The following is a 24,793-nucleotide window of genomic DNA, read 5'->3' as shown; positions in this document are numbered from 1 at the left end:
CGCAGCGGCCGGCCAGCGCGGCCTGCGTCCTCAGGACGCCGGCAGGCGCAGCTCGCCGAGCTTGCGGTCGAGCCTGATGAGCCAGATGCGGGTCGGCCGCTCCTGATCGGAGCCGCGCGTGATGCGCGCGCCGGTGGCGCCCGCGGGGCAGCCGCTGAGCACGCCGCTGGCATCGGCCGTGCAGTCCTCGACGCTGCCGGCCAGGGCCTTGCCGTCGGCATCGAGCAGCACCGTACCCAGGCCGAAGTCGTTGTCGTTCACCAGCGCCAGTGTCCGGTCGTCCACGATCGTCAGGCCCTCCGCCTTCTCGGCCAGCCAGCCCAGTGCGTTGAGGTCGAGCAGCTCGGTCTTGCGCATCGTGACCACGCTCGAATAGTCGGCGGTACCCGAGGGCGCCTGCGTGATGCTGCTGATCTCCAGGTTGTGGTCGAAGGCCGCGATGTCCGTCGCGTTGGCCGGCAGCTCCACCAGCATCAGCTTGTTGAACACCTTGCCGTCGCTCTTGCGCGCGCCCTGCTCGATCACGATGAAGCGGCCGTTGCCCAGGCTCACCACGTCGCCGAGCTTGGCATTGCCGGTGCGGTCCTTGTCGTACTGGCTGCCGTCGATCGGATAAGCGTAGAGCTTCGAAGTCTCGGTGGCCGGGTCGAAGGCGATCCAGCGCGTGAACTTCGCGATGTGGCGCACGTCGGTGTTGCTGCCGCCCGGCGGCCTGGCCTTGATCGACTTGCCGCTGCCGTCGCGCGGATCGATCGGGCTCTGCAGGAAGCCGTGCAGCACGCCGCTGGCGGCATCGAGCGTCAGTCCTTCCATGCCGCGGTTCGGACGGCGCTGGGCAAGCACCAGCGGCAGATCGGCAGCGCCGCTGCCCGGTGCGTATTTCTTCTCGACCACGCCGGTTGCCATGTTGATGCGTGCGATGAAGGGGCCGTATTCGTCACTGGTCCACAGCACGTTGCGCGCCTTGTCGAGCACCAGCGTCTCGGGGTCGAGGCCGTTGGCGTCGTAGTTCGCCTTGGCGGCATCGAACACGTAGCGGTCGGTCAGCGGCGTCTCGCCGGTCGAGCCCACGCCCGATTGCGGCGGCAGGCCGCTGAGCTTCCTGCCGGCATCGAGCCTGAGCGGCAGGCTCGAGGAAAGCACCGCACCCGTCTTTCCGATGCGCACGATGCCGAAGCTCGGCGCGAACGACGGCGCCGGGAACACCTTGCTGATGCTGGTGGCGCCATTGCCGCCGGGCACGGGCGCGGTCGGGCCGTCGCCGTTCGGGCCGCGGTCGGTGATCGCATAGAACTCGAGCGTGCCGTCGTCCGCCTTGCCCTTGAACGCGAGCCCCGAGCCGTAGGCCGGCAGGAAGCCCTGCGGAAAGTCGGCCCTGGTCTTCTCGTTGTCGCCCTCGTAGGGCACGTTGAAGGCGGCGTCGGCCTGCAATTGGTAGCGGGTGACGCCGAGCCCGATGGTGCCGAGCGCGTTGGTCTGCGTGAAGGCTTCGGTCACCGGTGCGGCAAGGCGCGAGGCCAGCGTGTTTTCGAAGTGTTCGCGCGCCAGCATGCGGCGGCTTGGATCGACAATGCGGGCATTGTAGGGAGCGGGCAGCCCTGCGAGCACCGCATTGAGCGCGGTGTCGAAGCTCTCGGCCGAGGCGCTGAAATCGAGCGCGCCCGCCGTCAGCGCGGCCTTGAGCGCAGGCGCCAGCCGGATGCCGTTCGAGGGATCGCGGTCCTCGTCGAAGCTCTGCAGCGCCAGCAGGCGATTGACGACCGCATCGGCCTTCACGTCGCTGCCACCCGCCAGGGTCAGCGGCGTGATCGCGTCACCACAGGCGGCACTGCCGAGCGCGAGCGCGCCGACGCTGAAGGCCACGGTCTCGCCGTCCTTGCAGGTGAATTCGCCATTCGCGTTGGTGCTGGCCGCGGCGCTGCCGCCCGCGGTGTAGCCGAGGCCCTCGACGGCCGCGTCGAGGAAGGTGCCGGTCTTCGATTGCGCTGCCGGCGGATTGGTGGTGCCGCCGCCGCCCGCCACGGGAAATGCCCACCCTCCTCCTCCACCGCCGCTGCCGCCACCGCAGGCGGCGACCAGCGCAGCGGCACCCGCGAGCGCCAGCCAGCCCATCCTCGATCCTCTTGTCTTCTTCGTCATCACTTGTCCTTGTCGTGCGCCTGCGCAACAGGCACAGGCCCCGGCGATTAGCACCGCGGCGTGTGACAAGCCAGTGAAACCAGGAAGACGAGGCTGTGGATGCTCAGCGGCCGGCGCCGTCGCGCTGCCGGTCCTCGCGCTTGATCGCGAGGTAGGTGTCCAGGTCGATCTCGTGCAGCTGCCGCGGATACTGCTCGGCCGCGGCGAACCAGGAGCGCTCCCGCCGTTCGGCCGGCACGCCGGCTCCCGAAGAGAGATAGGCGTCGAGCGTGAGGAAGTAGCGCATCGCATTGCGCTCCACCAGCCCGCGCGTGCCGCGGATGTAGTCGGGCTGGCCATCGGCGTCCCTGCCCATCACGGTGAAGCCCACCTTGTTGCGGCCGAAGGTCGCCAGGTACGCCTGGGTGGCCATGCGAACCATCATGTTGTGGTCGTAGCTGTAGCTGAAATGCAGGAAGCTCCTCTGCCCGTCGAGCGCCACCGCCTCGAGCGTGACGCGGTAGTTGCTGGTTCCGAGCGGTCCTTTGGGCGCATTCATCTCGACCGACAGGTACTCCGGCGTCGCGCTGGCCACGCGATAGGCAAAGGGCAGCTGGAACGCCTGCTCGACCGGCTTGTCGTAGCGCCGCACCACGAACAGCGTCAGCATCTCGCCGCCTTGCGGCGCGGTGCCGGTGCGGCAGCGGCGATTGTTGACGTGCAGCGTGAGCAACTCGCACCAGCGGGAGGGCTCCATGAGCGCGGCGCTGATCTCCGGCAGCGAGTGGTCCACCACCGCATAGATGTCGCCCTGCAGCCCGTTCGGCGTCTCCGTCGAGTCGAGCTGGAGCGGCCGCCCGAAACCGCTCTGCGCGAGCTTGGCCCCCATGCGCTGATGGGTGGCGCGCAGCGCCTGCGCCGCGGCCGGGGCCGGCGCGGGCGCGGAGTCGGGCGACGCCCCCAGCGCATGCACAGAAACCGCGAGCAGGATGGCGCCCGCCAGGGTGTGGCCCCATGAAGCCGGCAAGTGGAACGGACTGCTCATGGACCACACCATACACAAGAGACGAGACGGCCGCCGCCCCGGCAGGGGAGAATCGCGGCCATGTCTCCTCCCTTTTCCCGCACGCCATGAAGCGCCAAGGCCGGCTCGTCCGCTGGGAGGCCGAACGGGGGTTCGGCTTCATCCGCAGCCCCGGGGGTTCAGCCGACGTGTTCGTGCATCTGCGCGACTTTGTCGACCGGCAGCTGACGCCGCAGGTCGGCATGGAACTGGGCTTCGACGAGATCCATGTGGGCGGCAAGGGACCGCGCGCGATGGCGGTCCACGCGGCGGGTGCCGCGCAGCCCCGGGCACGTCGCGCCACAGCCCACCCGCGGGGCCGCCGCGCGACAGCGGCCTCCTCTTCTTCCCCGTCGTCGATGCTGCCCATCGGCGTGCTGCTCCTTGGCTATGCGGGGCTGCTCGGGTATGGCGTATGGACCGCGCGCCTGCCGCCCATTGCCCTGGGCGTGCTGCTGCTGGCCAGCCTGCTGACCTTCGCCGTCTACGGCTTCGACAAGAGCGCCGCGCAGGCCGGCCGCTGGCGTACGGCGGAAAGCACGCTGCATCTGCTCTCGCTGGCGGGGGGATGGCCGGGCGCGTGGTGCGCACAGCGGCTCTTTCGGCACAAGTCGCGCAAGACGGGCTTCATGGCGGTCTACTGGGCCACCGTGCTGATGAATATTGCCGCCGTGGCGGCCTGGACCGGCAAGCTGCTGCCCGCGAGCCTGCTCGCGGGCTGAACTCAGCGCGGCTTGCGGATGCTGCCGCGCACCGGGCCGGCGGCGGCCTTGCGCGTCGCCGGCGCCGACCCGTTGTCCCGCGGCGGCAGGCCGGTGTGCTGCGTGAGGATGCGGCCTTTCGAGGGCTTCACCGGTGCCAGCCTGACCGGCGCCGACGCCTTGGCCGCCACCGGCGCGGAGGTCGAGTTCTTGCGCCGCGCGCTCGTGTAGCCGCCATCGGTCAGCGGCTGCCAGGTCGGGATCAGGTGGTGCTTGCCGTTGCCGATCAGGTCGGCGCGGCCCATGCTCTTCAAGGCTTCGCGCAGCAGCGGCCAGTTGTTGGCGTCGTGGTAGCGCAGGAAGGCCTTGTGCAGGCGGCGGCGCTTGTCGCCGCGCACGATGTCCACCGTCTCGCTCTCGCGCGTGATCTTGCGCAGCGGGTTCTTGTTGGTGTGGTACATCGTGGTGGCCGTGGCCATCGGGCTCGGGTAGAACGTTTGCACTTGGTCGGCGCGGAAGCCGTTCTTCTTGAGCCAGATCGCGAGGTTCATCATGTCCTCGTCGCTGGTGCCCGGATGTGCGGCAATGAAGTACGGAATCAGGTACTGCTTCTTGCCCGCCTCGGCCGAGAACTTCTCGAACATCTGCTTGAACTTGTCGTAGCTGCCGATGCCGGGCTTCATCATCTTGGTGAGCGGGCCCTGCTCGGTGTGCTCGGGCGCGATCTTCAGGTAGCCGCCGACATGGTGCTGCACCAGTTCCTTCACGTACTCGGGCGACTGCACGGCCAGGTCGTAGCGCAGGCCGGAGCCGATCAGGATCTTCTTGATGCCCTTGAGCGCACGCGCGCGGCGGTAGATCTTGATGAGCGGATCGTGGTTGGTGCCCAGGTTCTGGCAGATGCCCGGGTACACGCAGCTGGGCTTGCGGCAGGCGGCCTCGATCTCGGGGCTCTTGCAGCCGAGCCGGTACATGTTGGCGGTGGGGCCGCCGAGGTCGGAGATGGTGCCGGTGAAGCCGCTCACGCTGTCGCGGATGGCCTCGACCTCCTTGATGATCGATTCTTCCGAGCGGCTCTGGATGATGCGGCCCTCGTGCTCGGTGATCGAGCAGAAGGTGCAGCCGCCGAAGCAGCCGCGCATGATGTTCACGCTGAAGCGGATCATTTCCCACGCGGGAATCTTGGTGGCGCCGTCGTGGCTGCCGTTCTCGTCGGCGTAGCGCGGATGCGGACTGCGCGCATACGGCAGGTCGAACACGTGGTCCATCTCGGCCGTGGTGAGCGGAATGGGCGGCGGGTTGATCCACACGTCGCGCGCCGTGGCGCCCTCGCCGTGCGCCTGCACCAGCGCACGGGCGTTGCCGGGGTTGGTCTCCAGATGCAGCACGCGGTTGGCGTGGGCATAGAGCACCGGGTCGGCGCGCACCTGCTCGTACGACGGCAGGCGGATCACGCTGCGGTCGCGCGGCGGCACCTTGATCCTCGCGCGCTGCTGGAGCGCGGGGTTCGGCACGAAGGTCAGCGGCTTGATGGCGGGGTTCACCGGGTTCGCCGCCGCGGCGCCTGCCTCGGCGGCCTGCGCCACGGCCTGGGCCTCGTCTTCCTTCGCGCAGGTGGCGCCGTTGGCCTTGGCCTGCTCGGACACCATCAGGTAGGGATTGACGTGGGCTTCGACGCGGCCGGGTTCGTCGACACTGGTGGAATTGATCTCGAACCAGTCTTCAGGTGTGTCGCGCCGCACGAAGGCGGTGCCGCGCACATCGGTGATCTCGTGCACCGGCTCGCGGGCCGCCAGCCGGTGCGCGATCTCGACGATGGCGCGCTCGGCGTTGCCGTACAAGAGCAGGTCGCACTTCGAGTCGACCACGATCGAGCGGCGCACCTTGTCCTGCCAGTAGTCGTAGTGCGCGATGCGGCGCAGCGACCCTTCGATGCCGCCGAGGATGATCGGCACGTCGTTCCAGGCTTCCTTGCAGCGCTGCGAATACACGATGGCCGCGCGGTCGGGCCGCGCGCCGCCGACGTCGCCGGGCGTGTAGGCGTCGTCGCTGCGGATCTTCCGGTCCGCCGTGTAGCGGTTGATCATCGAATCCATGTTGCCGGCGGTCACGCCGAAGAACAGGTTCGGCTTGCCCAGCGCCTTGAAAGGCTCGGCACTCTGCCAGTCGGGCTGGGCGATGATGCCCACGCGAAAGCCCTGCGCCTCGAGCATGCGGCCGATCACGGCCATGCCGAAGCTCGGATGGTCGACATAGGCGTCGCCAGTCACCACGATGATGTCGCAGCTGTCCCAGCCAAGCACGTCCATCTCCTTGCGCGTGGTCGGCAGGAATTTGGCCGTGCCGAAACGGGCCGCCCAGTACTTGCGGTAGCTGGTCAGCGGCTTGGCGGCACGCGCAAAAAAGGAGACGTCGACGGGGGCGTTCATCAGTGGGAAAGTTGGCAGCGGCGGCTTGGCGGGCACGGCGCAGCAGTGGGCAACCCGCGATTTTAGGGTTTTCCACCACTTCTGTCGCGTTGGCGGCTGTTGACGCGCCCGCGGCAAGGCCTTTAAATGGTTGCTTCAGTCAATCAATAATATGACAGCAGCAACCATTTCAGCCGCTTCGGCCGCGCCCGACGCCGCCGCGGTCAAGGCGATCCGGCGCTTCAACCGCTTCTACACGAGCCGCATCGGCGTGCTCGACCCCTATCTTGGCAGCGACATGTCGCTGACCGATGTCCGGGTGCTGTACGAGCTGGCCCACCGGGAAACGCCCGTGGCCAGCGAGATCGGCCGCGACCTGCGGCTCGACGCCGGCTACATGAGCCGCATCCTGCGCCGCTTCGAGGCGGCCGGCTGGCTCACGCGCGCGCCGCACCCGCGCGATGCGCGGCAAAGCGTGCTGCGCCTCACCGAAGCCGGCCACGCCGCATTCGCGCCGCTGCAACAGAAATCGCGCGACGAGGCAGCCGCCCTGCTCGCGCCGGTGCCTGCGCACGAGCGCCAGCAGCTGATCGATGCCATGGCGCGCATCGAGCGCACGCTCGATCCCGCGGCGGCGCCGGCGGTGCGCACGCGCACCATCGTGCTGCGCGACCCGCTGCCCGGCGACATGGGCTGGGTGGTGCAGCAGCATGGCGAGCTGTATGCGCGCGAGTACGGCTGGAACATCGAGTTCGAGGCGCTGGTGGCCGACATCGTGGCGCAGTTCGTGCGCAAGTTCCAGCCCGCGTGGGAGAAGTGCTGGATCGCCGAACTCGACGGCGAACGCGTGGGCGCGATCTTCGTGGTGCGCAAGTCGGCCACCACGGCCCAGCTGCGGCTGCTGCTGCTCTCGCCGTCGGCACGCGGCCTGGGCCTGGGCGCGCGCCTCACCGACGAATGCATTGCCTTCGCGCGCGCCAAGAGTTATCGCAGGATGGTGCTCTGGACCAACAGCTGCCTGCAAGCCGCGCGCGCCATCTACGCCAAGCGGGGCTTCAGGCTCGACAAGGCCGAGCCCTACGAAGGCTTCGGCCAGCAGCTCGTGGGCGAGACCTGGTCGCTCAAGCTGCAGTAGATGCGGTGCGCCGGCCCCTGTGCCACAGCTTCTTGAGCAAGGGTGCGAGCCACACCAGCAGCACCACGGCCGCCAGCGATGCGGCAATCGGCCGCGACACGAAGCCGGCCAGGTTGCCGTCCGACTTGATCATCGAGGTGATGAAGTTCTCCTCGAGCATGCCGCCGAGCACCACGCCGAGGATCGCCGGCGCAATGGGAAAGCCGTTCTCCTCGAGCAGGTAGGCCACGATGCCCGCCACGAGCATCACACCCACGTCGAACAGCGAATTGTTGATGGCGAACGCGCCGACGATGCAGAACAGCAGGATGAGCGGCATCAGCACGTTGCGCGGCACCCGCAGGATGCGCTTGGCCGCCTTGATGCACAGGATGCCCAGCGGAATCATGATGATGTTGGCGATGATGAACAGCATGAACACCGCATAGATGTTCTGCGGGTTGGTGGTGAACAGCGTCGGCCCCGGATTGAGGTTTTTCATGTAGAGCACGCCGATCACGATGGCCGTGATCGAGTCGCCCGGAATGCCGAACACCAGCGCCGGAATCCACGCGCCGGCCAGCGCGCTGTTGTTGGCGGAACCCGATTCGACAATGCCTTCGACATGGCCCGTGCCGAATTTCTCGGGCTCCTTGGAGAACTTCTTGCTCATGGCATACGACATCCACGCCGCGATGTCGGCACCCGCGCCCGGCAGCGCGCCCACCGCCGTGCCCAGCAGGCTGCCGCGCAGTATCTGCACCGGGTATTTCTTGGCCAGCGCCCACTGTCCCGAGAGCACGCGTCCCACTTTCTCGACCACCACCTCGCCCGGCGGCAGCGTGTCGACCGCGAAGCGGATCACCTCCGAGATGGCGAACATGCCGATCATCATCGGGATCATGCCGATGCCGCCGGTCATCTCGGCATTGCCGAAGGTGAAGCGCGGAAAGCCCGCCGGATTGCCCAGCCCCACGCAGGCCACCAGCAGGCCGAGCAGCAGCGTGATCATGCCCTTGAGCGGCCGGTCGGAGGTAATGAACACCGCGCAGGTCAGGCCCAGCAGCACGAGCCAGAAGTACTCGAAGGAACTGAAGTTGAGCGCGAAGTCGGCCAGCGCGGGCGCCGCCACGATCAGCACCACCGTGCCGAAAAGACCGCCCACGGCAGAGAACACCAGCCCGGCGCCCAGTGCCGTCTCGGCCATGCCCTTGCGCGTCATCGCAAAGGCCTCGTCGGTATAAGCGGCGGATGCGGGCGTGCCCGGAATGCGCAGCAGGCAGCCCGGGATGTCGCCGGAGAAGATGGCCATGGCGGTGGCCGTGACCATGGCGGCGATGGCCGGAATCGGCTGCATGAAGAAGGTGACCGGCACCAGCAGCGCCACCGCCATGGTGGCCGACAGCCCCGGGACCGCGCCGACGAACAGGCCATAGAGCGAGGCCAGCACCATCACGAGAATGGTGTAGGGCTCGAAGACCATCGAGAAAGCCTGCAAGAGCGCTGCGGACATGAGTGGATGTTTCCGGTTACCAGGCGATGGGTGTCAGGACGCCCCAGGGAAGCGGAACGCGCAGCAGCTTGTAGAACGCGGCATGGATCACCAGCGTGGCGAGCAGCGCAATCAACAGTGCGCGGCCCGGCGGCACGCGCATGGCGAGCATCAGTGCCAGCAGCGAGATCGCCGCGGTCGGCAGGAAGCCGAGCCGCTCCGAGGCAAAGATGTAGAACAGCACCGCGCCGACGACCAGCGCGGCGGCCAGCACGTGGCGCGGCGAAGCGGCCCAGTCGCCCAGCCGCACCCAGGCCGCGGCATGGCGTTCGCGCCAGCCCTTGGCCAGCAGCATCACGCCGCAGACGCACAGCCCGGCGGCAATCAGCCCCGGAAACAGCGCCGGCCCCACCTGCTGGCCCGGTATGCCCGGATAGCCCTGCACCACGGCAAGCACCACGATACCGAGCGCCAGCAGGATCGCACCGAAGATCGCGTCGTTGAATTTCATCGCGCCGCACCTCCGCCCGGTGCGGGCGCACGCCCTTTGGCGTTCACTTGACGATACCCACGGCCTTCATCGTGGCGCCGAGCTCGGCATCGGACTTGGCCATGTAGGCGGCGAAGTCGTCAGGGCCCGCATAGATCACGCCAAAGCCGCGCGAGGCCATGAAGTCGGTGTACTCCTTGCTCGCCACCACTTTCTTGAGCGCGCCCGCGAGCTTGTCGCGCACGTCGGCGGGCAGGCCCTTGGGCGCGACGATGCCGCGCCAGGCCGCCATCGACCAGTCGCTGCCGATGGCCGCCTTGAGCGTGGGCACGTTGGGATACAGGGCCGAGGGCTTGTCGCTCATGATCGCAAGGCTCTTGATCTTGCCCGCATCGATCAGCGAACGCGCCTCGGGCAGCGAGACCGGCGCGATGTCGACACCACCCGCGACCACGTCCTGCAGGCCCGGGGCGGCGCCATTGCTCGGCACCCACGGCACGGCCGCGGGGTCGATCTTCTGGTCGCGCAAGAGGCCCGCGATGGCCAGGTGCCAGATGCCGCCCTGCCCCGTGCCGGAAGCCTTGAGCTTGCCGGGACTGGCCTTGATGGCCGCCAGCAGTTCAGCCACGGTCTTGTAGGGCGCGTCGGCGCGCACCTGGATGCCGGCCGGATCGAGATTGGCGAGGCCGATCGGCGTGTACGAGGCGCTGGTCAGCGGCGTCAGCCCCTGCCAATGCATCATGCCGATCTCGACCGTGGCCATGCCGATGGTGTAGCCGTCGGGCGGCGCGGCGGCAATGGCCGCATGGCCCACCACGCCGTTGCCGCCGGTACGGTTCACCACCGTCATCGGCTGGCCGAGTTCCTTTTCGAGCAGGCTCGCGATGATGCGCGCCGTGGCATCGGTGCCGCCGCCCGCACCCCATGGAACGATCAGCGTGACGGGCCGGCTGGGATACGCCTGGGCCGCCGCGGGCGCTGCCGCGGCGAACATGGCGAGCCCCGCCGCGACAGCTGCGGCATGGGCCACGAAGGAGCGGCGCGAAAAAAAGCCGGCGGAACGAACACGCATGGTTTTTGTCTCCTGGCGAAAGTCATTGGTATGACGATTGAACGGGCAAGCAGGTTTTTCGCACAGTTCGCTCGCCGGAGACATTAGGGTGAACCATCGTGCGCCGCGCAGGGCGGCGTCATTTCGCTACTGCATGAACCAGCCGTGGCTCACCACCAGCGACTGGCCGGTCAGCGCATTGGTCGGGAAGGCCGCAAACAGCAGCGCCACGCGCGCCACATCGTCGGTGGTGGTGAATTCGCCATCGACGGTTTCCTTGAGCATCACGTTCTTGACGACCTGTTCCTCGGTGATGCCAAGCGTCTTCGCCTGCTCGGGAATCTGCTTCTCGACCAGCGGCGTGCGCACGAAGCCCGGGCAGATCACGTTGGCGCGCACACCGTGCTTCGCGCCCTCCTTCGCGACCGTCTTGGCCAGGCCGATGAGGCCGTGCTTGGCGGTGACGTAGGGCGCCTTCAGCAGCGAAGCTTCCTTGGAGTGCACCGATCCCATGTAGATCACGCTGCCGCCGCGGCCTTGGGCGTACATGTGCTTGAGGCAGGCCTTGGTGGTGAGAAAGGCGCCGTCGAGGTGGATCGCGAGCATCTTCTTCCAGTCGGCAAAACTGAATTCCTCGACCGGATGAACGATCTGCACGCCGGCATTGCTGACCAGGATGTCGATGCCGCCGAAGGCCTTGGCGGCCTCCTCGACCGAGGCATCGACCTGCTCTTCGCTGGTCACGTCCACCGCCACGCCCAGCGCTTGCGCGCCCGCCGCCTGGAGTTCGGCTGCGGTGGCGTCGGCGGCCTGCTTGTTGAGGTCGGCAATGACGACCTTGGCACCCTCGCGCGCAAACAGAATGGCGATCTCCTTGCCGATGCCGCTGGCCGAACCGGTGATGTAGGCGACCTTGTCCTTGAGTTGCATGGTGAATGTCCTTGAGGGTTGGAAAGAAAAAAAGGATTGCAAGAATCAGGCGAGCGCAGCCCGCCGTCAGCGCGACAGCCCGGGACGCTTGACGCGCTCCACGCCGGGCTCGCCGAGGTCGAAGGTGGTCACGCCGTTCACGGTGGCGTCGCTGCGCAGCGTCTCGGGATGCGCCAGCGTGCGCCGCATGTCGCGCGCGCCGGCCTCCCAATGCTCTTCGACGGCGGCGCGCGAGAACTCGTAGTCCTTCGATTCGACCTCGTAGGGCTTGTCGCGGTAGATCAGGTGGAAGATGTCGATCGGATGGTGCGTGAGCTCGGCCTGCACCGCGAGCACCGACGGGTCATTGCGAAGGCGCGCCGGCAGCTTGGAGATCAGGTCCGCGATGGCCTGCTGCAGGTTCAGGTTGGCGGCCAGGGCATCGGTGTTCATGCGGGTGCGGCTCGAATAGGTGATGTCCTTCTGCCGCTCCATCACGCCCGACAGCGTGCGCGGCATCTCGCCGCGTGCATTGAAAAGATCGACCTGCAGCACCACCAGCGGCTCGGAGCGCGGATGGATGTCGAGCACGTACTGCAGCGGCGTGTTCGAGACGATGCCGCCGTCCCAGTAGTCGTCGCCGTCGATGCTGACGGGCGCAAAGCCCGGCGGCAGCGCGCCGCTGGCCATGATGTGTTCGGGGCCGATGCGCTGGCGCGTGTTGTCGAAGTACACCGAGTTGCCGGTGCGCACGTCAACCGCGCCCACGCTGAAGCGCGCCTCGCAGGCGTTGATGCGGTCGAAGTCGACCAGGCGCTCGAGCGTGGCCTTCAGCGGCGTGGTGTCGTAGTAGCTCAGCAGCGGCGCCGCCGCGCCCATCAGCAGCGCGGGCGAACAGCGCGGTTCGAAGAAGCCCGGAATGCCCACCAGCATCGCCATGCTGGCGCTCCACTGGTTCTGCGTGGCGCGGTCGCCCAGCCATGCCGGCAGGCGCTGCGCCGGTCCGGAGGACACCAGGTGCCAGAACTCGCGCAGCCGGTCCACCCGTTTCTCGGGCGCATTGCCCGCGATCAGCGCCGCATTGATGGCGCCGATGGAGACGCCGGCAATCCAGTGCGGCTGCAGGTCGGTCTCGCTGAGCGCGGCATACACGCCGGCCTGGTAGGCGCCGAGCGCGCCGCCGCCCTGCAGCACCAGCGCCTTGCGCGCGGCGCGCATGTCTTCGCGGCGCGCCGCAAAAGTGTTGAGGGTCTTGCCTGCCGTCCGGGGCTTCCGGGGCGTCTTCTGCGTCGTCGTCATGGGGTGTCATTTGACACCAGCCCCGCGACGGCAAGCTGACCGAGCGCCCTTACATCTTGGGCAGCATCTGCCCCCGGATCTCGCCGGCCGGATTGGCGGCGGTGTGGATGTTGGCGTACCACTTGCCTGCGATCAGGTCGGCTGCCTGCGCCGGCGTGAGCGTGGCCTGCCCCTCGATCGGGCTGGCCGCATTGGCAAAGGGCAGCACCACGCCGGCATTGGCGCCCGCGGCCGCGGGGCCGTGGAAGTGCGCGGCCGTGGCCGGGCCGCTCAGGCCGCTGTAGGTGATCTTGTACTTCAGGACATTGGTGTCCTTGTTGAGCCAGGCTTCCGCCAGGCCGCTGCCGCGCGTCATGTTGGGCGGCACTTCGCTGGCGGCGTTCATCGCACCGCTGAAGCTCGCGGTGTTCGACCTGGACATCATTCCGCAGCCGGCCAGCGCGGCACTGGCCACGCCGACGATGAGGGTTGCGCGCAAAAAGCTGCCATATCGGGTCATGAGCTTGATCTCCTGAGTTATGAAACCGCTACAGCATAGGCAGCCATTGCGCTTCGCCTTGTCGGCCACCACCGCGACTTTGGCGACCGGGCACCGGCTGAAAGAGAATGCGGCAATGAACCCTGCCGAGCTGCCCACCGCCCGTGACATCGTCGACTTCTGGCGCAATGCCGGACCCGAACGATGGTTTGCCAAGAACGAAGCCTTCGACGCCGAATTCGGCGGGCGCTTTCTCGCCGCCCACGAAGCAGCCGCGCGCGGCGAACTCGACCATTGGGCGCGCGACGCCGAGGGCGCCCTGGCGCTGCTGGTGCTGCTCGACCAGTTTCCGCGCAACACCTGGCGCGGAAACGCCCGCATGCTGGCCACCGACGCCAAGGCGCTGACCATCGCCCGCCAGGCGATCGAAGCCGGCCTCGACCTGAAGGCCGGCGAAGACCTGCGGCGCTTCTTCTACCTGCCCTTCATGCACTCCGAGTCGCTGGACGACCAGCAGCGCTCGGTCGAGCTCAACGCCGCGCTCGATGCCAACACCCAGCGCTTCGCAGTGCTGCACCGCGACATCATTGCGCGCTTCGGCCGCTTTCCGCACCGCAACAAGCTTCTCGGGCGCACCAGCACGGCCGAGGAGCAGCGCTTCCTCGACGAAGGGGGTTTCGCGGGATAGCTGGCGCTACGGCAGCGGGTCCGAGCGCGTCGGCGAAGGATTCGCCTTGGCGCTGCCCTCCATGTTCTTGAGCGAGCCATAGGTCTTGGCATACACCCAGGTGAACTCGGCCCCGAGCAGGAAGATCTGCGCCGAGTAGTACACCCACACCAGCACCACCACCAGCGAACCCGCGGCGCCGTAGCCCGAGGCCACGCTGCTCTTGCCGATGTACAGGCCGATGAGGTGCTTGCCGATGGTGAAGAGCAGCGCCGTGACCGCAGCCCCCACCCACACGTCGCGCCACTGCACCCTGACGCGCGGCATGATCTTGTAGATCATCGCGAAGATCACCGTCACCATCGCAAAGCTGAAGACGAAGTTCACCGCCTGCGCCAGCGTGGCCCAGCCGCCGAACACCGGCGCCCACCACTTGCTGAGCGCTGCCAGCGCCGCACTGGCCACCAGCGACACCATCAGCAGGAAGCCGATGGCCATGATCATACTGAACGACAGCGCCCGCACGCGCAGCAGGTTGAAGATGCCCTTGCTCTTGGTGCGCGCCGGCGCCCGCCAGATGCGGTCGAGCGCGTCCTGCAGTTCGCCGAAGACGGTGGTCGCACCGACCACCAGCAGGCCGATGCCGACCACCGTGGCCACGATGCCTTCGGCCGGCTTGTTGACCGCCTGCAGCATGCCCTGCACCGCGGCCGCGCCCTGCTCGCCCATGAGCCCCGAAAGCTGCGCGAAGATCTCGCCGCGCGCGGCCTCCTGGCCGAACACCAGGCCGGCCACCGAGATCACGATCAGCAGCAGCGGCGCAATCGAGAACACCGTGTAGTAGGCCAGTGCGGCGCCCATGCTGGGTGCGTAATCGTTGGACCAGGAGGCGACGGCCTGCTTGCAGAGATCGAAGAGCGCACGGATTTGCATGGCGGTGGAGTCTCCCTTTGAGCGATACAGGGGCATGTCAGCCCGATGCCCGGCACGTTGCAGGCCTGGCTACGATAATCGCACCCACATGCATCCGTCTCCTTCAGGCGCGGCGGCGCCGCCCGCCCATCCGCAACCGAAGTCGCCACGCGACCTTTTTGTTTCATTCACCTGGCTTGCGCTGCAGGGCTTCGGTGGCGTGCTGGCCATCGTCCAGCGCGAGATGGTGGAGAAAAAGCGCTGGCTCACGCCCGAGCAGTTCCTGGAAGACTGGGCCGTGGCCCAGGTCATGCCGGGACCGAACGTGATCAACCTCGCGCTGATGATCGGCGACCGCTACTTCGGCCTGCGCGGCGCCATCGCCGCGGTGGCCGGCATGCTCGCGATACCGCTCGTCGTCATTCTTGTGCTGGCCGTTCTTTATGCCCACTACGCGGCCAACCCGCAGGTGGCCGCCGCGCTGCGCGGCATGGGCGCGGTGTCGGGCGGGCTGATCGCCGCCACCGGCATCAAGCTGATTCCGCAACTGCGCAAGCACCCGCTCGGTTTTGCCACCTGCCTGGCCTTCGTCGCGCTGGTGTTCGGCGCCATTGCGCTGTTCAAGATGCCGCTCGGCTGGGTGCTGCTGGCCGTAGGCGGCGTGGCCTGTGCGTGGACCTGGCGCAGGATTGCCGCATGAGCCAGCTGACCATCGCGATGCAATGGCACGACTGGCTCGCGCTCTTCGGCCAGTACCTGCTGCTGTCGCTGCTGTCGATCAGCGGCGCCATCACCACCGTCCCCGACATGCACCGCTACCTCGTCGCGCAGCACGGCTGGCTCAGCGAGGCGCAGTTCAGTTCCTCCGTGGCCATTGCCCAGGCCGCGCCGGGGCCGAACGTGCTCTTCGTCGCGCTGATGGGCTGGAACGTCGGGCTCAACGCGGGCGGCGGCATCAGTGCGGGGCCGGGCGCCTGGCTGCTCGGCCTGTTCGGGCTCACGGTCACCATGGTCGGCATCATGCTGCCGAGCACCACCCTCACCTACCTGGCCACGCGATGGGGCCACCGCAACCGCGACCGGCGCGGCGTGCGCGCCTTCAAGCAGGGCATGGCGCCGGTGGTGGTGGGCCTGCTGATCGCCACCGGCTGGGTGCTGGCGGCGGGCAACCCTGCCGGCGACGCGCCTGCCTGGCATCTGTGGCTGCTGACCGCGGTGGCCGCGCTTATCGTCTGGCGCACGCGCATTCACCTGCTCTGGCTGCTGGGCGCAGGTGCGCTGCTCGGTGCCGTGGGCTTCGTCTGATCCTCGTTCTCTTCCTCAGGAAACAAACTCATGTCGCAACTCCGCTCGCTCGGCCGCTCCGGCCTCCTGGTTTCACCGCTGGCCTTCGGCGGCAACGTGTTCGGCTGGACGGCGGACGAGGCCACCTCGTTCCGCCTGCTCGATGCCTGGGTGGACGCGGGGTTCAACTTCATCGACACCGCCGACGTCTATTCGGCCTGGGTGCCGGGCCACACCGGCGGCGAGTCCGAGACCATCATCGGCAAGTGGCTCAAGCAGAGCGGCAAGCGCAACCGCGTGGTGCTGGCCACCAAGGTCGGCAAGCCGATGGGCGAAGGCAAGTCGGGCCTCTCGCCGGCCTACATCCGCGAAGCGGTGGAAGCCTCGCTCAAGCGCCTGCAGACGGACTTCATCGACCTGTACCAGTCGCACGACGACGATGCCGCCACCCCGCTCGAAGATTCGCTGCAGGCCTTCGACGAACTGATCAAGGCCGGCAAGGTGCGCGCGATCGGCGCCTCCAACTACAGCGCGCCCCGGCTGGCCGAGGCGCTCGACGTGTCGGAGCGGCTGGGCATTGCGCGCTACGAGAGCCTGCAGCCGCTGTACAACCTCTACGACCGCGCGGTGTTCGAGGACGAACTGGAGCCCCTGTGCCTGAAGCGCGAAGTGGGCGTGATCAATTTCTATGCGCTGGCGGCCGGCTTCCTGACCGGCAAGTACCGCACCGAGGCCGACGCCTCCAAGAGCGCGCGCGGCGCCACCACCATCAAGAAGTACCTGAATCCGCGGGGTCTGCGCATTCTCGAGGCGCTCGACAAGGTGGCTCAGCAGTACAACGCCAAGCCGGGCCAGGTCGCCATTGCATGGCAGATCGCACGCCCTTCGGTCACGGCGCCGATCGCCAGCGCCACCTCGATCGCGCAGCTGGAGGAACTGGTGGTGGCCACCCAGCTGAAGCTCGATGCCGGCACCATCCAGATGCTGGACCGGGCCAGCGCCGAAACCCCGGCCTGAGACGCACATGCAACGGGCGGTTTCGAGCGCCGCCTAACCGTCGACCGGATTCAGCGGCGTCGAGAGAATGCGCTGGTAGAAAGCCACGTCGAGCCAGCGGCCGAACTTGAACCCGGCCTGCCGCACGGTCCCGGCATGCTCGAAACCCAGGCGTTCGTGCAGCCCGATGCTGCCGGCGTTCGCGGCATCGATGGCGCCGACCATGACGTGCACGTCGTGTGCGACGGCCTCGGCAATGATCGCCTCCATGAGCGTGCGGCCAAGGCCCGCGCCGCGGTGCCCCGCCTCGACATACACCGAATGCTCCACGGTGTACTTGTAGGCCGGAAAGGCACGGAACGTGCCGTAGCTCGCAAATCCCAGCAGCCTGCCGCTCTCGTCTTCCGCGCCGACCACGGGAAAGCCGTTGGCGCGCTTGGTGGCGAACCACGCCACCATGCTCTCGGGCGTGCGCGGCTTGTAGTCGTAGAGCGCGGTCGAATTGGCGATGGCCTCGTTGAGGATGGCAAGGATGGCGCCCGCGTGGGCTTCCTCGGTACAGGGGACCAGGCGCATGTTCGTTCCTTTCAGGCGATCCAATATAGGAGAATAATAATCTCATATGAGAAACATTTCATCTCCGCCGGCCGAGCCCTCCGGCATCGATTCGCTCATTGCCAGCCGGCTCTTCGCGCTGCGCCAGGCCAAGGCGCTGAGCCTGGCCGAGCTGGCCGAGCTTTCCGGCGTCAGCAAGGCCATGATCTCGAAGGTGGAGCGCGCGGAGAGCAGCCCGACAGCCGTGCTGCTGGGCCGGCTGGCGGCCGGCCTGGGCGTGCCGCTCGCGCAGCTGCTGACGGAGGACAAGGGCTCGCTGCGCCGGCTGCGCACCCGGGCCGAGCAGGAGGTCTGGCGCGATCCCGAGGCGGGCTACCTGCGGCGCCAGGTCGCCGAGCGTGCTGCGAGCGGCGGCGTGGAGATGGTCGAGATCGAATTGCCGCGCTCGGCGCAGGTCGCCTATCCGCGCTGGAGCGGCAAGCCGTACCGGCAGTGCCTCTGGATGCTCGAGGGCGCGCTGCGGGTGGACTACGGCGACGAGCGCTTCGAACTCGCGCCCGGCGACTGCCTGGATTTCGGGGTCGACCGCCCGCTGGTCTTCAAGGCGCTCGGGCGCGCGGGCTGCCGCTACCTGCTGGTCACATCTCCCGCGTAGAGGCGCGAAAGCAGTAGGCAAGTTCCCACAGCGACTGGAGACGACGGCCTGTGCCCGCCGGGGGACCGCCCGGGATACTGCAAGGCATCCAAAGCTTCCGGGGGAACAAGCATGTCCTTTGTGCTCTACATGATCGGTTTTCTGATCTTCCTCGCCGGCCTCGCCTGGGGCGCCTCGGTGGCCGGCGTGCCGACGCTCTATATCGGCATCGGTGCGCTGATCATCCTGGGCATCGGCATCTTCAGCGCGGTGGGCCGCACGCGCAGCAAAGACCCTTCCTGACTCGAACCGCGCCCGGGTCGCAGTGCCGCGTCAGGCGCTGCGCTGCCGCATGGCCTCGTAGAGGCACACGCCGCTGGCCACGGAAACGTTCAGGCTCTCGACCGCGCCCGCCATCGGAATGCTCACGAGCTCGTCGCAGGTCTTGCGGGTGAGTTGGCGCATGCCCTCGCCTTCGGCACCGAGCACCAGCGCCAGGGGCCGCTTGAGGTCGCTCTGGTAGAGGGTGCCGGGCGCATCGTCGCTGGTGCCGACGCACCAGATGCTGCGTTCCTTGAGTTCGTTCAGCGTGCGCGCCAGGTTGGTCACCATGAAGTACGGCACCGTCTCGGCGGCGCCGCTCGCCACCTTGGCCACGGTGGCGTTGATGCCGGCCGCATGGTCCTTGGGCGCGATCACCGCATGGGCGCCGGCGCCGTCGGCCACGCGCAGGCAGGCCCCCAGGTTGTGCGGATCGGTCACGCCGTCGAGCACCAGCAAGAGCGGCACAGTGCCGGCCTCCTCCAGGCCTTCGAGCAGCTCATCGAGCGAACGGACCTGCGCAATGGGCTCGACCCGCGCGACCACGCCCTGGTGGCCATGGCTGCCGCTGAGCTTGGCCAGCCGCAGCCCGTCGGCCTCGACCAGCCGCACGCCGGCCTCCTGCGCACGGGCGATGAACTGTTTCATGCGCGCATCGCGCCGGCTGGTGTCGAACATCACTTCGAGCACCGATTTCGGCGCGGTCTTGATGCGCACGCCCACGGCATGGAAGCCGAAGATCACTTTGGGGGAAGACATCCCCTGATTATCCCTACCCCCAGGCTTGCCCACTTCGTGTGGCCTCCCTCCCCCTGGCAGGGGGCAACACCAGCGGCCCGGCAAAGCCGGTTCCGCGGTGTTCCACGAAAGATCCCGCCCCTCAAGCCAGCGGCAGACCGCTGTGCGCGCGGGTGCGTTCGTCGTGCAGCTGCTGCACGGCCAGCGCATTCGGATGCACCCGTGCGCTGTTGCCGGCGCTTTCCAGGTACTGGCAGGCGGCATGGCCTTCGGCGGCCTTTTCGTAGCGCGCGACCCAGGCATCGCGCAGCGGCAGCTTCTCGGGCGACACGGGCCACACGCCCGGCCGCGGCCGCAGGTGCTCGCCGATGCCGATGCGCCAGGGCTTGGCGCTCAGGCGGGCGCGAAAGCAGTTCTGGTTGCGGCACATGCGGGCGTAGACCTTGTCGACGCCCAGCGCATGGAAGCAGTCGGCCACCGCCATGTCGGCCGGGCTGAAGACGTCGTGCATCGCCATGACCCGGAAGCCGGCCGGCGTGCGGTAGAGGCGCAGGTGCCAGTCGGGGTGCTGGTGGATGAAGCGCCCGATGCGCTCGGCCGCGCGCTTTTCGGGCGCGGGGTTGCCGCTGGCCTCGCCGCGCTTCTTGCTCAAGCCGATGCGGTAGGCGACCGCAAAGACCACGAGGGCCGCGACCAGCCCGCCCAGCCAGGTCTTGGCAGTCCAGCCGCCGACGATGCCGGCGATCAGCGCGGGCACCAGCGCAAAGCCGAACACGCTGCCGCGCAGGGGCTCGTCGAAATCGATGTCGACGAACAGCACGTCGGGCGTGTTGAGGCAGCGTGCGCCGTAGCTGTTGCGGGTGACGACGGTGTCGCCCTGGCGCTCGACGATCTCCTCGCGGATCGGCACGCCTTCGGCCCCGTTGTAGGCCAGCTTGCGCTCGCGGCGGTTGAGCGCCTCGCCCGCGGCGATGCGGTCGAACGCCTCCCGCGTGCGCTGGTCGGCATGTGCCTGCGCGGCGATCGGGCTTTCGTCGGACCAGCCGTAGCGCCGCACCGTGATCTGCTTGCCGGCGACGTGCTCCTGGATGCGGCCTTCGGCCCAGAACTGGGGAACGATCATGCCTGCAGCGAAGCCACCAGCACAGGCGTCGACTCGTTGAGCGCCATGCGCCCGGCCTCGATGGTGATGCGGCGCTCGCACTGGGCCGCAATGCCGCGGTCGTGCGTGACCAGCACGAGCGTGGTGCCGAGCTCGCGGTTCAAGTCGAACATCAGCCGCATGACCTGCTCGCCGGTCGCGAAGTCGAGGCTGCCGGTGGGCTCGTCGGCCAGCAGCAGGGCCGGCTGCACCACGAAGGCCCTGGCCAGCGCCACGCGCTGCTGTTCGCCGCCCGAGAGCACCTTGGGATAGTGGCCGAGCCGCTGGCCGAGGCCGACGCGCCCGAGCATCTCGGTGGCGGCCTTGCGCGCGTCCTTGCGGTCGGCCAGTTCGAGCGGCAGCATCACATTCTCGAGCGCGCTCAGGTTGCCCAGCAGCTGGAAGCTCTGGAACACGAAGCCCACGCGCTGGGCGCGCAGCGCGGCGCGCTCGTCCTCGTCGATGGCGAAGATGTCATCGCCTGCGAGCCTGACGGTGCCGCGCGTGGGCGTGTCGAGCCCGGCAATGATCGACAGCAAGGTGCTCTTGCCCGAACCCGAGGCACCGACGATGGCGGCGGTTTCCCGCGCGCCCAGGGTGAAATCGATGTTCTGCAGAATGTCGAGCGTACCGGTCGAGTCGGTCACCGACTTGAACACATGCTCGACAGCGACAATGGCATCCGACGGGGGTTGGGACATGGAAAGGCTTTTCGTTTTGAAACGACGTGACTTTATCTTGAGCGCTGCCGCATTCGGCAGCGCAGGGGCATGGACCATGGGCCATGCCCAGGCCGCGGCGTCCGGCAAGCCCGTGATCCTGGTGCTCGGCGATTCGCTGAGCGCCGAATACGGCCTCAAGCGCGGCGAAGGCTGGGTGCCCCTGCTCGAGAAGCGGCTCGCGCAGCAGAAGATCCCGGCCACGGTGATCAATGCCAGCATCAGCGGCGACACCAGTTCGGGTGGACGCGCCCGCTTTGCCTCGCTGCTGGCGCAGCACAAGCCCAGCCACGTGGTGGTCGAGCTGGGCGCCAACGACGCGCTGCGCGGCCTGCCGCTGCAGAACACCGAGGACAACCTGCTGCAGATCACCAAGGCAGCGCAGGCGGCCGGCGCCAAGGTGCTGATCGTCGGCATCCAGGTGCCGCCCAACTACGGCGGCGACTACACACGGCGCTTCGAGGCCGTGTTCGGCAAGGTGGCCAGCACCACCAAGGCGGCGCTGGTGCCCTTCCTGCTCAAGGGCGTGGCCGACGCGCCCGACGCGCTTGCGCTGTTTCAGGCCGACCGCATCCATCCCACGGCCGCGGCGCAGCCGCAGCTGCTCGACAACGTCTGGCCGGAGCTGCGCAAGCTGCTCGCAGCCAACTAGGCCTGCCGAAACAAAAAAGCCGCTCCAGGCCCGAGGACCTGCAGCGGCTTTTTTGTCGAGAGCCTTGATCTGGGATCAGCCGTTCTTGGTCGGCAGATCGGGCACCGTCGGCGGATCGCGCTCGAGCGAGGCCACGTCGGTTTCCGGGTCACCCGGGGCCAGGCCGTCGCTGCTCGGGGAGAGCTTGCGATTGGCCTTTTCGCGGAGCTTCTCTTCCTTTTTCTTCTTCTTGGCCAGCTCCTTCTGGCGCTTTTCGTAGCCGTAATTGGGTGTTGCCACTGTTCTCTCCTTGAACGAGGCAGTCAAAGCGACTGCGTGTCATCCAACTGTAAGCGATAACGGTGCACCCGCAGCCGGTGGAGCGGCCGGCCTCCGCGCCCGGAAAACTTCTCTTACATCCGCGCGAGCGCCTGCTGCAGGTCGGCCCGCAGGTCTTCCACGTCTTCCAGGCCGACCGAGAAGCGCACCAGCGTGCCCTTGTGCGGCCAGCGCGCCACGCTGGCGTCGCGCATCAGGCCGATGTCGTAGGGCACCACCAGGCTCACCGGGCCGCCCCATGAATAGCCGAGCCGGAACAGGTTCAGGCTGTCGCAGAAGCGGTCGACCTGCTCGGTGCTGTAGCTTTCGTCGAACACGACCGAGAACAGGCCGGCGGCCAGGTCGGCACCGCCGCACAGCGCACGCCAGTTGGCATGGCCGGGCGATCCTTCGAGCGCCGGATGGAGCACCTGCGCGATCTCTTCGCGGCCGGCGAGCCAGCGCGCCAGCTCGCGCGCCGAACGGTCGTGCGCGGCATAGCGCAGCCCGATGCTCGGCAGCGAGCGCAGCAGCGTTTCGACATCGCCGACGCCGACGCCGAAGCCCGTGCGCATGTGCGTGAGCTTGAGCGCGCGGTGCAGCCGCTCGTCGCGCGTGACGACGCTGCCCATCAGCACGTCGCCGCCGCCGCTCGGGTACTTGGTGAGCGCATGCACCGAGATGTCCACGCCCTGCCCGCTGCCGTTGAAATCGAAGGGCGCGAACGCGAGGCCCGCGCCCCAGGTGTTGTCCAGCGCCGTCACCACGCCGCGCGCGCGGCAGGCTTTCACGAGCGCCGGCAGGTCGGGAAACTCCATCGTCACCGAGCCCGCCGCCTCGAGCCAGACCAGCCGCGTGCGGTCCGAGAGCTTGGCGGCCAGGTCGGCGGGGTTCATCGCGTCGTACATGCGGTGCGTGATGCCGAAGTTGGCCAGCTCGCCGGTCGCCAGCGCCTTGTTGGGGCCGTAGGCGTTGTCGGGAATCAGCACCTCGTCGCCGCTCTTCAGGAAGGCGAAGGCAACCAGCGAAATGGCGGCCAGGCCGCTCGGCACCAGCAGGCACTCGGTGCCGCCTTCGAGCGTGGCCAGGCGCTCCTCGAGCGTGAAGGTGGTCGGCGTGCCGTGCAGGCCGTAGGTGTAGCCGGCCTTGGTCTTCCAGTCGCGCGCGCGCATTGCGGCCACATCGGCAAAGAACACGGTCGAGGCCTTGTAGATGCCAGGCTGCGGCGCGGCGAAGTTGGCGGGCGGCGTGTAGGGGTGGTGGATCAGGGTCGTGGAAGGCTTGCTCATGGCACCGATGCTAGCGCGGCAATCCGCCGCACAATGCGCCGATGGGCAACAGCCGGTTTTTCCCCAGGGCCGCGGCATGCCGCAGCTGACAAGACTCCCCGCCCCCTGCCTGCGTCCCTACGTGCGGCTGATGTGGGCCTCGGCCCCCGCAAGCGCGGCCGCCGGGCAGCCGGGCGCGCGCGAACACGTGCTGCCCACCGGGGGCATGCACCTGGTGTTCCGGCTCTCGGGTCCGCCGCTGAAGCTGTTTGGCGGCCCGGGCGACGTGCGCGGCCAGACCTGCGGCCATGCGATCGTCGGCGGTGCGCGTGCCGCCTCCTACATGCGCGACGTTTCGGTGGCCACGCGCTCGGTCGGCGCGCAGCTCCAGCCCGGGGCCGCCCGCGCGCTGCTCGGCGCACCCGAAGACGTGCTGGCCGGCCAGCACACGCCGCTCGACACGCTGTGGGGTGCGCAGCAGGCCAATGCCGCACTCGAACGGATCCATGCGGCGCGCAGTCTCGAGGCGCAGTTGGCGGTCTTCGAAGCCTTGCTCGCCCGGCGCGCCATCGATTCGCAAAGCGCCGGCCTGCGCGGCCTGCACCCGGCCGTCGCCGCAGCGCTCGGTCCGCTCGCGCGCGAGAACCCGCCGATCGCCGCGCTGGTCACACGCAGCGGCTACAGCCACCGCCGCTTCATCGCTCTTTTTCGCAGCAGCATCGGCCTCGGCCCGAAGGAATATGCGCGCGTGATGCGTTTCGACCGCGCGCTGGCGCTGGCCGGCGACCCTGCGCAAAGCTGGGCCGACATCGCGCTCACCGCGGGCTACAGCGACCAGGCGCACCTGAGCCGCGAGTTCTCCGCGCTGGCGGGTATGCCGCCGCAGGCCTGGCGGCAGTCCGGGGCCGTGTCGCCTCGGCATGTACCTGCGGCCACGGGTCAAAATCCTTCAAGACGCTAGCGGCGCGGCGCCGCAGAATCGGCGCCAGGACATTGCTTCCTTCCTCCCGAAAGGCAACCCGCATGGCAATCCACGAACTGTTTCCGTATCTCTGCGTCGACGATGCCGGCGCGGCCATCGACTTCTATTGCAAGGTCTTCGAAGTCAAGGAGATCTTCCGGCTCACCGAGCCGAGCGGCCGCGTCGGCCATGCGGAGCTCGACTTCCACAACGGCGCGATCCTGATGATCTCGGACGAGTTCGCCGAATACAACATCCCCAGCGCCAAGACGCTGGGCGGCACCGCGGTGACGCTGCACCTGCACGTGGACGACGCCGACGCCGTGGTGGCGCGTGCCGTGGCGGCCGGCGCCACGCTCGACATGGCGCCGCAGGACCAGTTCTACGGCGAGCGATCGGGCGTGTTCCTCGATCCCTTCGGCCACCGCTGGAACGTGGGCCACAGCATCGAGAAGCTGACGCCGGAAGAAATGCAGCGGCGCTACACGGCGATGTTCGATTCCGAAGGCGCCTAGGCACCGATCG

At 68.2% G+C, this 24,793-nt stretch carries 27 protein-coding genes; 11 read left to right on the top strand and 16 right to left on the bottom strand.

Features of this window, described 5'->3' with window-relative positions:
* Positions 1-30: 30 nt before the first annotated feature.
* Together ACAM54_RS11295 and ACAM54_RS11290 are read right to left on the bottom strand one after the other, a co-directional pair.
* Entirely contained in the window at positions 31-2,139 is a 2,109-nt protein-coding gene (locus ACAM54_RS11295; RefSeq protein ID WP_369650735.1) for an esterase-like activity of phytase family protein, read from the bottom strand.
* 103 nt (positions 2,140-2,242) lie between these two features.
* On the bottom strand, positions 2,243-3,163 hold the full coding sequence (locus ACAM54_RS11290; RefSeq protein WP_369650734.1) for a hypothetical protein: 921 nt from the start codon (positions 3,161-3,163) through the stop codon (positions 2,243-2,245).
* 86 nt (positions 3,164-3,249) lie between these two features.
* Between ACAM54_RS11290 and ACAM54_RS11285 the strand changes: the two genes are divergently transcribed.
* Positions 3,250-3,903 carry a DUF1294 domain-containing protein gene (locus ACAM54_RS11285; RefSeq protein WP_369650733.1) on the top strand — a complete coding sequence of 218 codons (654 nt, stop codon included), beginning with the start codon at positions 3,250-3,252 and terminating at the stop codon, positions 3,901-3,903.
* A gap of 2 nt (positions 3,904-3,905) precedes the next feature.
* On the opposite strand, the gene ACAM54_RS11280 is transcribed toward ACAM54_RS11285, so the two are convergent.
* Complete coding sequence (locus ACAM54_RS11280) at positions 3,906-6,311, bottom strand: YgiQ family radical SAM protein (RefSeq protein ID WP_369650732.1); 2,406 nt, start codon at positions 6,309-6,311, stop codon at positions 3,906-3,908.
* A 151-nt stretch (positions 6,312-6,462) separates the two neighbouring features.
* On the opposite strand from ACAM54_RS11280, the gene ACAM54_RS11275 reads away from it, so the two are divergent.
* Positions 6,463-7,425 carry a GNAT family N-acetyltransferase gene (locus ACAM54_RS11275; protein ID WP_369650731.1) on the top strand — a complete coding sequence of 321 codons (963 nt, stop codon included), beginning with the start codon at positions 6,463-6,465 and terminating at the stop codon, positions 7,423-7,425.
* Here the strand turns inward: ACAM54_RS11275 and ACAM54_RS11270 are convergent.
* The 6 genes from ACAM54_RS11270 to ACAM54_RS11245 form a co-directional block, all read right to left on the bottom strand.
* Positions 7,412-8,917: a tripartite tricarboxylate transporter permease gene (locus ACAM54_RS11270; RefSeq protein ID WP_369650730.1), complete on the bottom strand. Its 1,506-nt coding sequence runs from the start codon at positions 8,915-8,917 to the stop codon at positions 7,412-7,414. The genes ACAM54_RS11275 and ACAM54_RS11270 overlap by 14 nt on opposite strands.
* Positions 8,918-8,933: 16 nt before the next feature.
* Positions 8,934-9,407 carry a tripartite tricarboxylate transporter TctB family protein gene (locus tag ACAM54_RS11265; RefSeq protein ID WP_369650729.1) on the bottom strand — a complete coding sequence of 158 codons (474 nt, stop codon included), beginning with the start codon at positions 9,405-9,407 and terminating at the stop codon, positions 8,934-8,936.
* Between the two features lie 43 nt (positions 9,408-9,450).
* Positions 9,451-10,458 (bottom strand): tripartite tricarboxylate transporter substrate binding protein, encoded by a 1,008-nt coding sequence (locus ACAM54_RS11260; RefSeq protein ID WP_145743473.1) that lies wholly within the window; start codon positions 10,456-10,458, stop codon positions 9,451-9,453.
* A 126-nt stretch (positions 10,459-10,584) separates the two neighbouring features.
* Positions 10,585-11,367, bottom strand: a complete 783-nt coding sequence (locus ACAM54_RS11255; RefSeq protein ID WP_145743471.1) for a 3-hydroxybutyrate dehydrogenase — start codon at positions 11,365-11,367, stop codon at positions 10,585-10,587.
* A gap of 66 nt (positions 11,368-11,433) precedes the next feature.
* The gene (locus tag ACAM54_RS11250; protein WP_369650728.1) at positions 11,434-12,645 is read right to left on the bottom strand and encodes a patatin-like phospholipase family protein; all 1,212 of its coding nucleotides are present in this window, start codon (positions 12,643-12,645) and stop codon (positions 11,434-11,436) included.
* Between the two features lie 49 nt (positions 12,646-12,694).
* Complete coding sequence (locus tag ACAM54_RS11245) at positions 12,695-13,144, bottom strand: CHRD domain-containing protein (RefSeq protein WP_145743469.1); 450 nt, start codon at positions 13,142-13,144, stop codon at positions 12,695-12,697.
* Between the two features lie 115 nt (positions 13,145-13,259).
* Between ACAM54_RS11245 and ACAM54_RS11240 the strand changes: the two genes are divergently transcribed.
* The gene (locus ACAM54_RS11240; RefSeq protein ID WP_369650727.1) at positions 13,260-13,811 is read left to right on the top strand and encodes a DUF924 family protein; all 552 of its coding nucleotides are present in this window, start codon (positions 13,260-13,262) and stop codon (positions 13,809-13,811) included.
* Positions 13,812-13,817: 6 nt separating this feature from the next.
* Here ACAM54_RS11240 and ACAM54_RS11235 read toward each other — a convergent pair whose 3' ends face one another.
* Positions 13,818-14,723, bottom strand: a complete 906-nt coding sequence (locus tag ACAM54_RS11235) for a YihY/virulence factor BrkB family protein (protein WP_369650726.1) — start codon at positions 14,721-14,723, stop codon at positions 13,818-13,820.
* 88 nt (positions 14,724-14,811) lie between these two features.
* Here ACAM54_RS11235 and ACAM54_RS11230 point away from each other — a divergent pair, with 88 nt between their 5' ends.
* From ACAM54_RS11230 to ACAM54_RS11220, 3 genes are read left to right on the top strand one after another with little or no spacing between them, the layout of a single operon-like run.
* Entirely contained in the window at positions 14,812-15,402 is a 591-nt protein-coding gene (locus ACAM54_RS11230; protein WP_018902772.1) for a chromate transporter, read from the top strand.
* Complete coding sequence (locus ACAM54_RS11225) at positions 15,399-16,007, top strand: chromate transporter (protein WP_369650725.1); 609 nt, start codon at positions 15,399-15,401, stop codon at positions 16,005-16,007. The genes ACAM54_RS11230 and ACAM54_RS11225 overlap by 4 nt, the downstream gene beginning before the upstream one ends.
* A gap of 30 nt (positions 16,008-16,037) precedes the next feature.
* Positions 16,038-17,003 carry an aldo/keto reductase gene (locus ACAM54_RS11220; protein ID WP_145743461.1) on the top strand — a complete coding sequence of 322 codons (966 nt, stop codon included), beginning with the start codon at positions 16,038-16,040 and terminating at the stop codon, positions 17,001-17,003.
* Positions 17,004-17,036: 33 nt separating this feature from the next.
* Here ACAM54_RS11220 and ACAM54_RS11215 read toward each other — a convergent pair whose 3' ends face one another.
* Positions 17,037-17,558: an N-acetyltransferase family protein gene (locus ACAM54_RS11215; RefSeq protein ID WP_369650724.1), complete on the bottom strand. Its 522-nt coding sequence runs from the start codon at positions 17,556-17,558 to the stop codon at positions 17,037-17,039.
* Between the two features lie 46 nt (positions 17,559-17,604).
* Between ACAM54_RS11215 and ACAM54_RS11210 the strand changes: the two genes are divergently transcribed.
* Both ACAM54_RS11210 and ACAM54_RS11205 read left to right on the top strand, forming a co-directional pair.
* Positions 17,605-18,192 (top strand): helix-turn-helix domain-containing protein, encoded by a 588-nt coding sequence (locus tag ACAM54_RS11210; RefSeq protein ID WP_369650723.1) that lies wholly within the window; start codon positions 17,605-17,607, stop codon positions 18,190-18,192.
* A gap of 111 nt (positions 18,193-18,303) precedes the next feature.
* Entirely contained in the window at positions 18,304-18,474 is a 171-nt protein-coding gene (locus ACAM54_RS11205) for a hypothetical protein (protein ID WP_018902777.1), read from the top strand.
* Positions 18,475-18,504: 30 nt separating this feature from the next.
* Here ACAM54_RS11205 and rlmB read toward each other — a convergent pair whose 3' ends face one another.
* The 3 genes from rlmB to ACAM54_RS11190 form a co-directional block, all read right to left on the bottom strand.
* Positions 18,505-19,251 carry a 23S rRNA (guanosine(2251)-2'-O)-methyltransferase RlmB gene (gene rlmB / locus ACAM54_RS11200; protein WP_012747327.1) on the bottom strand — a complete coding sequence of 249 codons (747 nt, stop codon included), beginning with the start codon at positions 19,249-19,251 and terminating at the stop codon, positions 18,505-18,507.
* A gap of 121 nt (positions 19,252-19,372) precedes the next feature.
* The gene (locus tag ACAM54_RS11195) at positions 19,373-20,353 is read right to left on the bottom strand and encodes a hypothetical protein (RefSeq protein ID WP_369650722.1); all 981 of its coding nucleotides are present in this window, start codon (positions 20,351-20,353) and stop codon (positions 19,373-19,375) included.
* Entirely contained in the window at positions 20,350-21,072 is a 723-nt protein-coding gene (locus tag ACAM54_RS11190) for an ABC transporter ATP-binding protein (RefSeq protein ID WP_012747325.1), read from the bottom strand. The genes ACAM54_RS11195 and ACAM54_RS11190 overlap by 4 nt, the downstream gene beginning before the upstream one ends.
* On the opposite strand from ACAM54_RS11190, the gene ACAM54_RS11185 reads away from it, so the two are divergent.
* Entirely contained in the window at positions 21,071-21,742 is a 672-nt protein-coding gene (locus ACAM54_RS11185) for an arylesterase (protein ID WP_369650721.1), read from the top strand. The two genes, ACAM54_RS11190 and ACAM54_RS11185, sit on opposite strands and share 2 nt — an antisense overlap.
* Before the next feature lie 75 nt (positions 21,743-21,817).
* Here ACAM54_RS11185 and ACAM54_RS11180 read toward each other — a convergent pair whose 3' ends face one another.
* The gene (locus tag ACAM54_RS11180; RefSeq protein WP_012747323.1) at positions 21,818-22,021 is read right to left on the bottom strand and encodes a hypothetical protein; all 204 of its coding nucleotides are present in this window, start codon (positions 22,019-22,021) and stop codon (positions 21,818-21,820) included.
* Between the two features lie 113 nt (positions 22,022-22,134).
* Positions 22,135-23,328 carry a cystathionine beta-lyase gene (locus ACAM54_RS11175; protein ID WP_369650720.1) on the bottom strand — a complete coding sequence of 398 codons (1,194 nt, stop codon included), beginning with the start codon at positions 23,326-23,328 and terminating at the stop codon, positions 22,135-22,137.
* A 76-nt stretch (positions 23,329-23,404) separates the two neighbouring features.
* On the opposite strand from ACAM54_RS11175, the gene ACAM54_RS11170 reads away from it, so the two are divergent.
* Positions 23,405-24,268, top strand: a complete 864-nt coding sequence (locus ACAM54_RS11170) for a helix-turn-helix domain-containing protein (RefSeq protein WP_369650719.1) — start codon at positions 23,405-23,407, stop codon at positions 24,266-24,268.
* Positions 24,269-24,330: 62 nt separating this feature from the next.
* Positions 24,331-24,783 carry a VOC family protein gene (locus tag ACAM54_RS11165; RefSeq protein ID WP_369650718.1) on the top strand — a complete coding sequence of 151 codons (453 nt, stop codon included), beginning with the start codon at positions 24,331-24,333 and terminating at the stop codon, positions 24,781-24,783.
* Positions 24,784-24,793 lie beyond the last annotated feature (10 nt).

It is taken from the genome of Variovorax sp. V93 (assembly GCF_041154485.1).
Classification (GTDB): domain Bacteria; phylum Pseudomonadota; class Gammaproteobacteria; order Burkholderiales; family Burkholderiaceae_C; genus Variovorax; species Variovorax beijingensis_A.
This window is presented reverse-complemented; position numbering and strand designations above follow the sequence as displayed.